At 61.4% G+C, this 12,895-nt stretch carries 14 protein-coding genes and 1 tRNA gene; 11 read left to right on the forward strand and 4 right to left on the reverse strand.

All coding sequences use genetic code 11. The features are described 5' to 3' along the window. Positions 1 to 43: 43 nt before the first annotated feature. From mobA to AC3WJP_RS03710, 3 genes are all read left to right on the forward strand, one after another. Positions 44 to 652, forward strand: a complete 609-nt coding sequence (gene mobA, locus AC3WJP_RS03700; protein WP_493719874.1) for a molybdenum cofactor guanylyltransferase MobA — start codon at positions 44 to 46, stop codon at positions 650 to 652. Positions 653 to 735: 83 nt separating this feature from the next. After that, on the forward strand, positions 736 to 957 hold the full coding sequence (locus AC3WJP_RS03705) for a YgdI/YgdR family lipoprotein (protein ID WP_493719875.1): 222 nt from the start codon (positions 736 to 738) through the stop codon (positions 955 to 957). 101 nt (positions 958 to 1,058) lie between these two features. Further along, a tRNA-Pro gene (locus tag AC3WJP_RS03710) sits at positions 1,059 to 1,135 on the forward strand. 246 nt (positions 1,136 to 1,381) lie between these two features. Here the strand turns inward: AC3WJP_RS03710 and AC3WJP_RS03715 are convergent. The 3 genes from AC3WJP_RS03715 to AC3WJP_RS03725 all read right to left on the reverse strand — a co-directional run bounded on the left by AC3WJP_RS03715 (position 1,382) and on the right by AC3WJP_RS03725 (position 3,867). Further along, the gene (locus AC3WJP_RS03715; protein ID WP_493719876.1) at positions 1,382 to 2,293 is read right to left on the reverse strand and encodes a pseudouridine synthase; all 912 of its coding nucleotides are present in this window, start codon (positions 2,291 to 2,293) and stop codon (positions 1,382 to 1,384) included. Between the two features lie 37 nt (positions 2,294 to 2,330). Further along, complete coding sequence (locus AC3WJP_RS03720) at positions 2,331 to 2,585, reverse strand: glutaredoxin family protein (RefSeq protein WP_493719877.1); 255 nt, start codon at positions 2,583 to 2,585, stop codon at positions 2,331 to 2,333. A 73-nt stretch (positions 2,586 to 2,658) separates the two neighbouring features. Beyond that, positions 2,659 to 3,867 (reverse strand): ammonium transporter, encoded by a 1,209-nt coding sequence (locus AC3WJP_RS03725; protein WP_493719878.1) that lies wholly within the window; start codon positions 3,865 to 3,867, stop codon positions 2,659 to 2,661. A gap of 217 nt (positions 3,868 to 4,084) precedes the next feature. Here AC3WJP_RS03725 and AC3WJP_RS03730 point away from each other — a divergent pair, with 217 nt between their 5' ends. From AC3WJP_RS03730 to AC3WJP_RS03760, 7 genes are all read left to right on the forward strand, one after another. After that, positions 4,085 to 4,399, forward strand: coding sequence for an ElaB/YgaM/YqjD family protein (locus AC3WJP_RS03730; RefSeq protein WP_226506543.1), 315 nt, complete (start codon positions 4,085 to 4,087; stop codon positions 4,397 to 4,399). A 2-nt stretch (positions 4,400 to 4,401) separates the two neighbouring features. Next, the gene (locus AC3WJP_RS03735; protein ID WP_493719879.1) at positions 4,402 to 4,788 is read left to right on the forward strand and encodes a phage holin family protein; all 387 of its coding nucleotides are present in this window, start codon (positions 4,402 to 4,404) and stop codon (positions 4,786 to 4,788) included. After that, on the forward strand, positions 4,785 to 5,150 hold the full coding sequence (locus AC3WJP_RS03740; protein WP_493719880.1) for a hypothetical protein: 366 nt from the start codon (positions 4,785 to 4,787) through the stop codon (positions 5,148 to 5,150). The genes AC3WJP_RS03735 and AC3WJP_RS03740 overlap by 4 nt, the downstream gene beginning before the upstream one ends. 145 nt (positions 5,151 to 5,295) lie before the next feature. After that, positions 5,296 to 6,459, forward strand: a complete 1,164-nt coding sequence (locus AC3WJP_RS03745) for an EAL domain-containing protein (RefSeq protein ID WP_493719881.1) — start codon at positions 5,296 to 5,298, stop codon at positions 6,457 to 6,459. Between the two features lie 111 nt (positions 6,460 to 6,570). Then, on the forward strand, positions 6,571 to 7,902 hold the full coding sequence (locus AC3WJP_RS03750) for a deoxyguanosinetriphosphate triphosphohydrolase (RefSeq protein ID WP_493719882.1): 1,332 nt from the start codon (positions 6,571 to 6,573) through the stop codon (positions 7,900 to 7,902). 265 nt (positions 7,903 to 8,167) lie between these two features. Then, complete coding sequence (locus AC3WJP_RS03755) at positions 8,168 to 8,794, forward strand: response regulator (protein ID WP_493720006.1); 627 nt, start codon at positions 8,168 to 8,170, stop codon at positions 8,792 to 8,794. A gap of 168 nt (positions 8,795 to 8,962) precedes the next feature. Next, on the forward strand, positions 8,963 to 10,738 hold the full coding sequence (locus AC3WJP_RS03760; RefSeq protein ID WP_493719883.1) for a hypothetical protein: 1,776 nt from the start codon (positions 8,963 to 8,965) through the stop codon (positions 10,736 to 10,738). Positions 10,739 to 10,888: 150 nt separating this feature from the next. Here AC3WJP_RS03760 and AC3WJP_RS03765 read toward each other — a convergent pair whose 3' ends face one another. Further along, positions 10,889 to 11,233 carry a YggL family protein gene (locus AC3WJP_RS03765; RefSeq protein ID WP_493719884.1) on the reverse strand — a complete coding sequence of 115 codons (345 nt, stop codon included), beginning with the start codon at positions 11,231 to 11,233 and terminating at the stop codon, positions 10,889 to 10,891. A gap of 195 nt (positions 11,234 to 11,428) precedes the next feature. On the opposite strand from AC3WJP_RS03765, the gene dacB reads away from it, so the two are divergent. Continuing rightward, the gene (dacB, locus tag AC3WJP_RS03770) at positions 11,429 to 12,892 is read left to right on the forward strand and encodes a D-alanyl-D-alanine carboxypeptidase/D-alanyl-D-alanine endopeptidase (RefSeq protein ID WP_493719885.1); all 1,464 of its coding nucleotides are present in this window, start codon (positions 11,429 to 11,431) and stop codon (positions 12,890 to 12,892) included. The last annotated feature ends 3 nt before the right edge of the window (positions 12,893 to 12,895 follow it).

Raw genomic sequence — 12,895 nt, forward strand, 5'->3', positions numbered from 1 at the left:
GTTATATCACAGCCTCGCTTTCGACCGCCTGCCGAGACCTGCCATGCCCGATGATCTCTCTCTGTCACCCTGCTCGGTTCTGCTCCTGGCTGGCGGGCGCGGCCAACGCATGGGCGGCCGCGACAAGGGCCTGGTGCATTGGCAAGGGCGACCGCTGATCGCGCATTTGCACGCCTTGGTACGGCCACTGGGCGATGACTTGATCATCTCCTGCAATCGCAACCAGGCGCAGTACGCCGATTATGCGGATCGCCTGGTGAGCGACGACGACGATGATTTCCCTGGCCCCCTGGCGGGCATCCGCGCCGGTCTGGCCGTGGCGCGTCATGGTCATTTGCTGGTATTGCCCTGCGATGTGCCGGGGCTCGACGAAGCGCTCCTGCGTGCACTGCTGCACTGCGCCGCACGCCACCCGCTGCAACCGGTAATGGTGCGTCATGGCGAACACTGGGAGCCACTGATCTGCGTGATTCCTGTGGTGCATGCGCTGCAGTTCGAAAAAGCCTGGCAAGCCGGTGAACGCAGCCCGCGCAAGATTCTTCTGGCGCTTGACGCACAACCGGTGCAATGTTTGGCGGACGATCCGCGGCTGGACAATCTCAATACCCCTGAAGCCTTGGCGCGCAGGGGCGTCGGCGACGCAAGTATTTAAAGAGCTCGGGTATTGAGGAACTTACCACCGCATGCGGACGTCCGAACCTGGGAGAACAAGCATTACTTACCGGAGAACATCCCATGAACCACCGTATTCTGCCCGCCGTCCTGCTCGCTCTGGGCCTGGCCACCCTCGCCGGCTGTGCCAACCCGAGCGTGATCACCCTCAACGACGGGCGCGAAATCCAGACCACCGACACGCCGAAGTTCGATGAAGACACCGGCTTCTACCAGTTCAAGCAACTGGACGGCAAAGAGACCAAGGTCAACAAGGATCAGGTCCGTACCGTCAAGGAGCTGTGATCCCCTGCGTGCTGGATGCTTGAGCTGATGCAAGTATCCAGCACGGACTTTGACGATGGTTTGCCGAGTGTTAAATTGCGTCTAGAGCGCATTGCTCATTTCGGGGTGTAGCGCAGCCAGGTAGCGCGTCTCGTTCGGGACGAGAAGGCCGCAGGTTCGAATCCTGTCTCCCCGACCAGATCAACGACAGCGGTGTTTTGCGCTGACGACAAGAAGCTCGCATTTTGCGGGCTTTTTTGTTGCTTGCGGCCTTGGGGTGTAGGAGATTGCGGTGTGGTCCTTTGCTGCGGGCCTGTGCGGCGTGCCACTCGCCAGTGCGTCGAAGCGCGGGAACCCTGAGCCTAGGCGAAGGGCCAATGTAGGGGCGGCGATCCCAAGGCCGGCTCGAAAGCAGAACCACCCCGATCCCAACCCCCAATCCCCTCTACCGAGCAATGTCCGCCAACACCTGCAACCGCAACGCGCTCTCGAACTCCCGAGCAACACCGGTCAACGGATCATCGAACCGCAACCCACGCGCCAGCAACTGCAGCGGCCGCTGGTAATCATCCTCTGCATCGCTGGGCTGCACATCCGGATAGAAAGGGTCATGGCAGATACTCGCCCCCAGCGACATCATGTGCACCCGCAACTGGTGTGTCTTGCCAGTCACGGGATACAAGTCATAACGCCAAAACTCTCCTGCCTTCTCTGCCACCTGCAGCAAGGTCTCGCTGTTGCTCGCACCGGGCACTTCCTGCATCCGGAAAAACGGCTCACCATGGACCAGTCGACTACGGTGGGTCAGCGGAAAATCCAGTCCCGGCAGTGCCGCCGCCACGGCCTGGTAATGCTTGTGGATACGCCGGGAGGGAAACAACGACTGGTAGGCGGCGCGGGTCTCGGGATTGGCCGAAAACAGCACCAGGCCAGCTGTGTGCCGATCGATGCGGTGCAATGGCACCAGATGGGGGTTATCGAGTCGACGGATAAGACGCCGCAGCAAGGTATGCTCGACGTATTCACCGGTTGGCGTCACCGGCAGGAAATGCGGCTTGTCAGCCACCACCAGATGCTCATCGACATGAAGAATGTGCTCCTGCGCAGGAATGACCTTCTCGTTGGGCACCTCACGAAAATAGTGGATGCGCAAGCCTTGTCGATAGGCAAGATCAACGCCGATCGGTTGCCCGCTCGCGTCCAATACCCGCCCACGGGCGATACGATCCAGCCACTGCTCGCGACTGATCGCCTGAAAATGCGCGCACAGACAATCCAGCACCGTCACCCACGGCCCGGCCGGCAAGCTGAGCGTACTGGCCTGGTGATGGGAAGGATTGAAGGGTGTGACGGTCATGACGGGCTCGGCAGCGGAGGCGGCCGAGCATTATCCTTCAAGCCCTATGCGGATCATAGGCCAGAAACCGCGAGATCTCCTCGGGCTCGAAGGGCCAGTCGAGCTCGGCGCCGGTGTCGAGCCGACGCAGCACCGGAATACGCATTTCATACCGGGCGAACAACTGGGGATGATCGACGATATCGATCAACTCGACCAGCAACCCCTGCTCTACCCACGGCATCAACTCAGCCTCCACCTGCTCGCACAGGTGGCAATGGGCGGTGATGAAGAGCTGGCATTCGGGGTTCATGGTAGACGCGGCCTCAACCGGACTGAAAACTCAGTTTAAGACGCCCTCTGCGCAACAACAACCAGGCGCCCCCTCACTCATGCGCATTCGCGCCAATCCGGTGAATCGACAGATCCGCGCCGTAATACTGCTGCTCCTGGCTCAAGCGAATGCCGGCCACTGCCTTGATCACGCCGTACACCATAAAGCCGCCGACCACCGCCACCAGCACCCCGAGGCCACTGCCGAGCACCTGGCTGACGAGGCTGACGCCGCCCAGGCCGCCGAGCGCCGTCTGGCCGAAAATACCGCAAGCTATGCCGCCCCAGACGCCGCAAATGCCATGCAGCGGCCAGACCCCGAGCACATCGTCGAACCGGCGCTGGCGTTGGGCGGCGATGAAGCACACCACGAACAGCGCACCAGCGATCGCTCCAGTCACCAGCGCCCCCACCGGATGCATCAAATCGGAGCCTGCGCACACCGCCACCAGGCCGGCCAGCGGGCCGTTATGCAGGAAGCCCGGATCATTGCGACCGACGATCAGCGCCGCCAGGGTGCCGCCGACCATGGCCATCAGCGAGTTGATCGCCACCAGGCCGCTGACCGCCTGCAAGGTCTGCGCGCTCATGACGTTGAAGCCGAACCAGCCCACGATCAGCACCCACGAGCCCAGCGCCAGAAATGGAATATTGGACGGCGCGAAGGCCACCAGCTTGCCATCCCGATAGCGCCCGTCGCGTGGCCCCAGCAACAGGATCGCCGCCAGCGCCAGCCAGCCGCCCATGGCATGCACCACCACGGAGCCGGCGAAATCATGGAAGCCGGCACCAAAATGCGCTTGCAGCCAGGCCTGCACGCCGAAGTTGCCGTTCCACATCATGCCCTCGAAAAATGGGTAGACGAAGGCTACGATCAACACCGTGGCGAACAGCTGCGGAACGAAACGCGCACGCTCGGCGATCCCTCCGGAAATGATGGCCGGAATGGCCGCCGCGAACGTCAGCAGAAAGAAGAACTTGACCAATGCGAAGCCATGGTCGACGTTAATGACCGCGGCAGGCTGCAAAAAGGTCACACCATAGGCGACCCAATACCCCACAAAGAAGTAAGCGAGAGTCGACACGGCAAAATCGCTCAGGATCTTGCACAGCGCATTGACCTGGTTCTTGTGACGCACGGTGCCCACTTCGAGGAACGCGAAGCCCGCATGCATGGCCAGCACCATCACGGCGCCGGCGAGAATGAACAGCGTATTGGAGCCGTGGATCAGCGAATCCACAGCAGTTTGAGAGATTTCCATGAGAACGGCAGGCCTGCGGTAATTAAAAGCACTGTATTGGGGCGAAAATGATCAATGCGCACTGCTATGGTTCTTTGCAGATTGACTGCGAACCTATTTGGGGCATCTTTTGCAGCGGGCGCACCAGCGCGTAGCAAAACTTGTACCAGCACTCTGAAGTGAACCTTCCCGGCGCTTGAGTACTCGAACTTCCATAACGCTATCAACGGAGAAACACATGGTCAGCAAGACAGCAAAGACGGCTCAGGCAGTACTGGCGAACGACTTCCAGATCCTCGTGAAGGACGCCGAGAAGCTCCTCGAACACACCGCCACACTGGCAGGCGATCAGGCCGACGAATTACGCGCGCAGATTCATGAAAGCCTGCTCAAGGCCAAGGAATCCCTGAAGGAAACCCAGGAATCCCTCAGCGAGAAGAGCAAGGAAGTCGTGGTTCAGGCCGAAGACTATGTCCAGGCCAATCCATGGCAGTCGATCGGCATCGCCGCCGGTGTCGGTTTCCTTATCGGTCTGCTGGCGTCTCGGCGCTGATCATGGCTCTGGACAGCGATACTTCATCCTCCAGCAGCGGCTCCACCGCGCGCCGTCTCGGTGCGGCGGTGCTGGGCATGCTGCACAGTCATATCGAACTGTTCGGGATCGAACTGCAAGAGCAGAAGTCCCGGACCGTCAGCCTACTGCTGTTCGCCGGGCTGGCGTTGGTATTCGCCCTGTTGGCGCTGGTGGCGCTGTCTGGGTTGATCCTCATTCTGCTGTGGGACAACTACCGCATTCCCGGCATGATCGGCCTGTGCATCTTCTATCTGCTGGCCGGACTGTTCTGCGCGGTACGCCTCAAAGCGGCAATCTTCGACGAGTCATCGCCTTTCAGCGGCACGCTTGAAGAATTGGCCAACGATCGGGAGCGCCTGTTGCCATGAGTGCCCATCCCCCGAGCAAGAATTCACGCCGCGAAATGCGCAAGGCATTGATCCGCTTGCGGCTGGAAATGCACCGCCAGGAAATTCGCCACGAGGCGCGCAGCCTGGTCAACCCACTTACTCGTCTGAAGGGCGCCAGCCGCTCGGTGCAGGAAGGCCTGGGCATCAAGCATGCGCCACTGTGGGGCATGGGCGCGGTGATGCTGATGGGCTTTCTTACCGGCAAGGGTGCCGGCTCGAGCAAGCCTGCCGTACCGGCCACCGTTCACACCGAGGGACGCGTGTCGCGACTGCTGAAGTTGAGCGCCACCTTGATGCCCTTGATCAAGCTAGTCATGAAAGGCGGCGCTGAGAAACACTGATCGGCACCGCACATGCCATCATTTGGCTACATTCTTGCAGTACCTCCCCGTTACGGCCGTCCTGTGCCCTGCACAGCGACGGCCGTGATGGCGTCTTGCGCCCGCCCTACCCGCATAAAAAACTCACAGTGTTTAAGGAGTCGCCGTGATCGACGGGCAACCGCTCGCATGTTTCCAGCCGTTTATCGACACAGCCACGGGTCGCATCGCCGGGATTGAGGCTTTGGGGCGCCTGCGCCAGGCCGACGGCCAACTGTCTTCGGTCGGCCCGCTGTTCGCCGACCCGCGTACACCGGCCGCGGCGCTGCGCAAGCTGGACCGCATGATCCGCGACAATGCCCTGAGTCGACTGAAGGAAAGCCCCGAAGACTGGTTCCTCAGCCTGAACATGTCACCGCGCTGGATCAGCCGTCTCAAGCCCGGACAAGCCCTGCCCAGCCTGCGACAGCTGGAACGACACGGCATCGACCCGCGGCGGATCGTTTTCGAAATCACCGAATTCAGCGGCGACACCGAACGCCTCAGCGAGGTGGTACGCCGCTACCGCGAGGTCGGCGCGCGCATCGCCATCGACGACTTCGGCGCCGGCTATTCGCAGCTCGACCGCGTGCTGGCCTTGCAACCGGACATCCTCAAGCTCGACATGCGCCTGTTCCAGGCCGCTGCCCGAGGCGGGCCGAGCAGCGAGGTGGTCAAGGCGCTGGCACTGATGGCGGAAAAGACCGGCTGCTGGATCATCGCCGAAGGCGTCGAGACCGAAGCCGAACTGGATTTCGCGCTCGAATGTGGCTCACGCTATGTACAGGGCTATCTGTTCGCCCGCGCCGAACCACAGTTTTTCGAACCTGATGCCTTCGTCAGCCGTTTCGCCGAACTGCGCGAGCATTATGTATTGCGCAAGGTCGAAGAGCGCGCCCGGCTGATGGCTTTGCGCAAGCAACTGGTCAAGCTCATGGGCCATCTGCAGACCTGGGCCAGCGCCAATGCCCCGGTCAGCGAATTGCCCCACTTCGTCGACAGCCCCTGGCTGCTACGCTTCTATCAATGCGATCGCCAAGGCACGCAACTGACTCCCAACCACGAATGGCGAGACAACGCCTGGCAGACCGACCCCAGCTACCTGGGCCACAACTGGTCGTGGCGCCCCTACTTCTACCACCTGCTTGCCGAGGGCTGGGACGAGCGACGGCTGATCCTCTCCAGCACCTATCGCGATGCCACCAGCAACCAGTATTGCCTGACTGCCGGGCAGTTCTTCGACAACGGCAGTCGCCTGCTGCTGATCGACGTGGACGCCGCGGTGCTGTAGTTCTCTGCCCTGCCCGCGACCGACGATACATGCAGATATGCCTGCCACCCTTGCGCGACGGCGCGCCAGGCCTGAAGCTAGGCGCTTGATCCCGTATTGGAGTACCTCGCCTTGGATTGGCCCGAACTGCTCAACCGTGAACGCCTCGGCAAGGTGCTGCACAGCGCCGAAGAGCTGGGCCGCAGCCCCTTTCACAAGGACCACGACCGGATCATCTTCTCCGGCGCCTTCCGCCGCCTGGGGCGCAAGACCCAGGTGCACCCCGTTACCAGCAACGATCACATTCATACGCGCCTGACTCACTCATTGGAGGTCAGCTGCGTCGGCCGCTCACTAGGCATGCGCGTGGGCGAAACTCTGCGCGAGCGCCTGCCCCAATGGTGCGACCCCAGCGATCTGGGCATGGTCGTGCAATCCGCCTGCCTGGCCCACGACATCGGCAACCCGCCCTTCGGCCACTCCGGCGAAGACGCCATTCGCAGCTGGTTCCATCAGGCCGCCGGCCGTGGCTGGCTGGATGCGATGACCCTCGCCGAGCGTGAGGACTTCCTCAATTTCGAGGGCAACGCGCAGGGCTTCAGGGTGCTTACCCAACTCGAGTATCACCAGTTCGATGGCGGCACCCGCCTCACCTATGCCACCTTGGGGACCTTTCTCAAATATCCCTGGACCGCACGCCACGCCGATTCGCTGGGCTACAAGAAGCACAAGTTCGGCTGCTATCAGAGCGAGCTGCCGCTGCTCGAACAGATCGCCCACAAGCTCGGCCTGCCGCAGATCGAAGACCAACGCTGGGCACGCCATCCGCTGGTGTACCTGATGGAGGCCGCCGACGATATCTGCTACGCGCTGATCGACCTCGAAGACGGCCTGGAGATGGAGTTGCTCGAATACGCCGAAGTCGAAGCGCTGCTGCTGGGGCTGGTGGGCGATGATATTCCCGAGACCTACCGCCAACTGGGCCCCGGCGACTCCCGGCGCCGCAAGCTGGCGATCCTGCGCGGCAAGGCCATCGAACACCTGACCAACGCTGCCGCCCGGGCGTTCGTCGAGCAGCAGGACGCGTTGCTGGCTGGCACCCTGTCAGGCGATCTGGTCGAACACATGCACGGGCCGGCCAAACGGTGCGTGCTGAGCGCCAAGGACATGGCCCGCAAGAAGATCTTCCAGGACAAACGCAAGACGCTGCATGAAATCGGCGCCTACACCACGCTGGAGATTCTCCTCAACGCATTCTGCGGCGCAGCCCTGGAGCAACATGATGGCGGAGCTCCCTCATTCAAGAGCCGGCGCATTCTCGATTTGCTGGGTAACAACGCGCCGAGCCCCGGTCTGCCGTTGCACACCTCCTTCCTGCGCGTCATCGACTTCATCGCCGGCATGACCGACAGCTACGCCAGCGAAATGGCCCGAGAAATGACCGGCCGCTCGAGCCCTGTCTGACACTCGCCCCTTGCGGCATCCGCTGCAAGGGGCACCGCCACCGACCGCCATGAACACCTGCCAGGCAACCCCAGCAGGGACTATGGAAACAGCTGGAATCAATCACTTGTATTGACACCAGCAACGCTTATTGAATCGCTATCTACCAGATACTATTCCCGTAAGAATCTTCTTATATAAGCACTGCTGGCCCTTATCCTTATGCGCCACTCCTCGCAACTGCGCTAATGTGCGAGCACTTCCCGTGCCCAGCCTGGAGCGCATCATGCACTCGATATTCATCGTTGACGATCACCCGGTCATTCGCTTCGGTATGCGTAAAGTACTGGAGGACGCCGGTTATCAAATAGTGGGCGAAACCGACAACGGTGCCGACGCCATCCAGATGCTGCGCGAAACCTCGCCCGACCTGCTGCTCCTCGATATCCAGATGCCGCGCCTCGACGGGCTGGAGCTGCTCGCCCGGCTGCGCACCATGAACCAGCACGTGCGCACGCTGATGTTGACGGTGCAACCACCCGCGCACTTTACCCGCCGCTGCATCAGTCAGGGAGCGGCCGGTTTTGTCAGCAAGAAGGAAGACCCTACCGAACTGCTCAGTGCAATCAAGGCGATATTGTCCGGCTATAACTACTTTCCCCGGGACGCCATGAATGTGACGGACGATGGTGCTGATTATTCAAAAGAAATGGGATTGTTCAAGTTGGTGAATGACCGAGAGTTGATGGTGCTGCAACTGTTCGCCCAAGGCCGGACCAATCATGAAATCGCCGAAAGTATGTTCTTGAGCAACAAGACCGTGAGCACCTACAAGAAGCGTCTGATGCAGAAACTGCAGATCGACTCGGCCATCGACCTCATCGAACTGGCCAAACGTCATGAACTGGCATGAAGGCACCCCGCGCTTGATTTTCCAGTGCCTGCGGCATTTGGCGCGCGAGACTTGTCAGGGCAGCATCAAATTGACATTATCGCCATCCAGGACTGCCCGCCTGCCTTGCGCCCCCTGAAACCGGCACACATTGGCGCCAGCCTGCGCATCCCTCAGGAGAGATTCTCGATGCACTGGCCCACGCAACGCCGCTTTCCCCTGCACGTCCACATCAGTGTCATGCTGACCTTGATGCTGTTGTTGATTGGCACCTTGCTTGGCCTTTTCAACTATCGCCAGGCGTCGCAGATCATTCTCGGCAGCAGCCAGCAACTCTTCACGCGGGTTGACCAGGATGTGCGCCTCGACCTGCAAAACACTTATCAACCCATCCGCAACGTACTTAACCTGCTCGCCTTGGCCGACCCGGGCCCCAGCGCATCGCTGGAGCAACGCCTGAAACTGCTGGCGCCCTTCAATCAAGCGTTGACCGACAATCCGAATCTGACCTCGCTGTTCATCGGCGACACCGACGGCAGTTTCTTCATGGTCCGGCCCTTGCGCACCAACGCCTTGAAAACCCTGCTCAAGGCGCCGACCGGCGCGCAACTGCAAGTCTGGAGCATCGAGCGTGACGCGCAAGGCGTCGCGAAGTCGCAATCGCTCTTCTATGACGGCCAACTGCAGCTGATCGCCCGCCAGCAAAACGGCAACGAGCAGTATGATCCGCGCAAACGTCCCTGGTTCATGGATGCCAACAGCCAAGACGGCGCTATCACCACGGCCCCCTACGTGTTCTATTCCGGCCATCAGGCGGGCACTACGCTGGCGCGGCGAAGCGGCACCGGCACGGTAATCGCTGCGGACCTGACCCTGGCGCAACTGAGCGCAACGCTGGGCAAGCACAAGATCACCCCAAGCACCCTGGCGGTACTCTATGACCCGCAGGGCAACGCGGTAGCCTACCCGGACAGCAGGCAATTGGTGGTCGAAGGCGGCACCCCGCATCTGGCCAGGGTCGCCGACCTGTCTCCGGTGCTGGCGCAGCTCCTGGCTCAGGGCGTACCTGCCGATCAGCGCCTCACGGTCGCGCGGCGCACCTGGGTCGTCGGCCACAGCCTGCTGCCGGAGGGCGGGCCGGGTGGCTTGCAGTTGGCGTTACTGATGCCCGAGGACGAACTGCTGGCCGACGCCTATCGATTGCGACGCGACGGCGCCCTACTGACGCTTACCGCGCTGCTGCTGTGCCTGCCATTCGGCTGGTTGGCGGCGCGCTTGATGGTGCGGCCGATGCGGGCGCTGGTGAAAGAAGCCGAAAGCGTAAGGCGTTTCGACTTCGAACGCAGCCTGGCCCAGCCTTCGGCAGTACTCGAAGTGGATGAATTGAGCGCCGCGATGCAGCGCATGAAAAGTACCCTGGGCGAGTTCTTCAGCGTCGCCAGCCGCTTGTGCGCCGAGCCGCGGTTCGCACCGCTGTTGCAGCGTCTGCTGGAAGAAACGCTGACCGTCAGTCAGGCCCATGCCGGTCTGATCTACCGGATAGACGACAACGGCTCGCGGCTGTCGGTCAGTGGCGTGATCATCCAGCAACAGCGACTGGCGCCCTCGGCGCTGAATCTACGCTCGCGCCTGGACACCGACCTCGACGCACCGGACTGGCTGCGTCAGGTCTGCGCCGGCAACACCGCCCTGGTGACCTCGCTGGGTTTCGAGAACGCCCAGGACCTGCAAGCCATCATGAGCCGCCTGCAAAGCCCGCGGGTGCACCTGGTGGCAATCCCGTTGCGCAACCATGACCAACTGCTAGTGGGTTTGCTGGTGCTGCTGCACCGTGACACCGGCATGCTCGCGGAAACGGATACGCTAGGGCCGGACCGGATCGCTTTCATCCGCGCAGTGATCAACACCGCAGCCGCTGGCATCGTCGGTCACGAAACGCAGCCATTGCCTTTATCGGCGGGGTAGTTCGAGCTGAACAACGCCCATGGTCATCAGGGCAAAAGTCATCTGGGGCAAAAGCAGGCGGTGGCGAACGCGAACCGCGCGAGGATAGATCTACAACGACAAGCGAACGGCCGACGGACCACCCGTATGGGCAGTCCGCCGGTCAGGGCATCAGGCAACCGGATTGATCGGCTTTTCCGGATACCAGACGTCCAGCAACGGGCTGACGTCAACGCTGGTCAACTCGCTACGCGCCTTGAGCCAGGCTTCAACGGTGGCACGCTGCTCTTCACTGACCGAGCCGCGCTTCTCGAGGCAAACCAGACCGAAGTCATCGCCGCCGACATAGCCAAGGCCGTTGGCCTCCATGGCGTCTTTCAGGAACGCTTCGAGGAATGCATCGATTGCCTCTTCAGCCAGCCCTTCCTTGAACTCGAGATTCAGCTCGAAACCCAGCTCCTGGAATTCATCGACGCACAGTTTCTTGCGCAGACGTTGGGAACGATTAGTGGCCATGAATACAATCCTCTTGAGTAATAACGCGCGGCACTTTAGCAGTTTATGCGCAAGATTGCCGAACCTTCGCTCCCCCCGCCCTCGCTACAGGCGAGCACGCAGGGCATAATGCCTGCGCGTATTTTTTTGAATGAGGGCCTTCATCTTTTTTCGCCCTCGACTTTTCACCCTTTTTCACGCTGGGTCTCATTGCAGATGATCAAATCTTTACGTCCCCTCTTGCTCGCCGGCCTCCTCCTGCCGTTGCCCTTCTCACTTGTCGCCGCCCCGCTCAACACCACCCTGCCGCCCAAGGTTCAACAGGCCTTGCGCGCCGCCAAGCTGGATGACAATGCCCTTTCGCTGGTCATGGTGCCCTTGAGCGGCCCCGGTACACCGACGGTCTACAACGCCGACGTGTCGGTCAATCCGGCCTCGACCATGAAGCTGGTGACCACCTACGCCGCGCTGGAACTGTTGGGTCCCAATTACCAGTGGAAGACCGAGTTCTACACCGACGGCAAGCTCGACAGCGGCATCCTCAACGGCAACCTCTACCTCAAAGGCGGTGGCGATCCAAAACTCAATCTGGAAAAACTCTGGCTGCTGATGCGCGACCTGCGCAACAACGGCGTACGGCAGATCACCGGCGATCTGGTGCTCGACCGCAGCTACTTCAACCAGCCGCAGCTACCGGAGTTCAACGACGATGGCGGCGACGACAACAAGCCGTTCCTGGTCAAGCCCGATGCGCTGATGATCAACCTCAAGGCCATGCGTTTCATCGCCCGCAACGACTCGGGCAAGGTGACCGTCTCGGTGGAGCCACCGATCGCCACCATTCATATCGACAATCAGGTCAAGGCCATCCCCGGCACCAAGTGCGGCGGCGACGTGCGCTACAACCCGGTTCCGCAGGCCGATGGCATCTCGGTGGTGGTGAGCGGCCAATTGGCCGAAGGCTGCAGTTCGCAGACCTACCTGTCGCTGCTCGATCACCCCGAATACGCCGCCGGCGCCGTGCGCGCCATCTGGAACGAGCTCGGTGGCAGCATCCAGGGCCACGACCGCCAGGGCGAAGTGCCGAAGACCGCCAAACTGCTAGCCCGGGCCTTCTCGCCGGATCTGGCCGAAATCATTCGTGACATCAACAAATACAGCAACAACACCATGGCTCAGCAGCTGTTCCTCAGCATCGGCGCGCAATATCGCAGCGATGCCGACGGTGACGACGCCAAGGCAGCCCAGCGCATGATCCGCCAATGGCTGGCGAAAAAAGGCATTACCGCGTCGCACCTGGTGATGGAAAACGGCTCCGGGCTGTCCCGTGACGAACGGGTCAGCGCCCGGGAAATGGCGATGATGCTGCAGTCGGCCTGGCAGAGCCCGTACCAGGCCGAGCTCATGAGTTCGATGCCACTGGTGGGCATGGACGGCACCATGCGCAAGCGCCTCAAGACCACCGCCATGGCCGGCGAGGGCCATATCAAGACAGGCACCCTGAACACTGTGCGCGCGATCGCCGGCTTCAGCCGCGACGACAACGGCGTCACCTGGGCGGTCGTGGCCATCCTCAACGATCCCAAGCCGTGGGGCACCTCATCGGTACTCGATCAGGTGTTGCTGGACCTGTATCGACAGCCCGCCAGCAGCACATCGTCGATCTCGCTGCAGAACTGATCG

This window comes from Pseudomonas sp. GW821-FHT01A09, assembly GCF_058986725.1.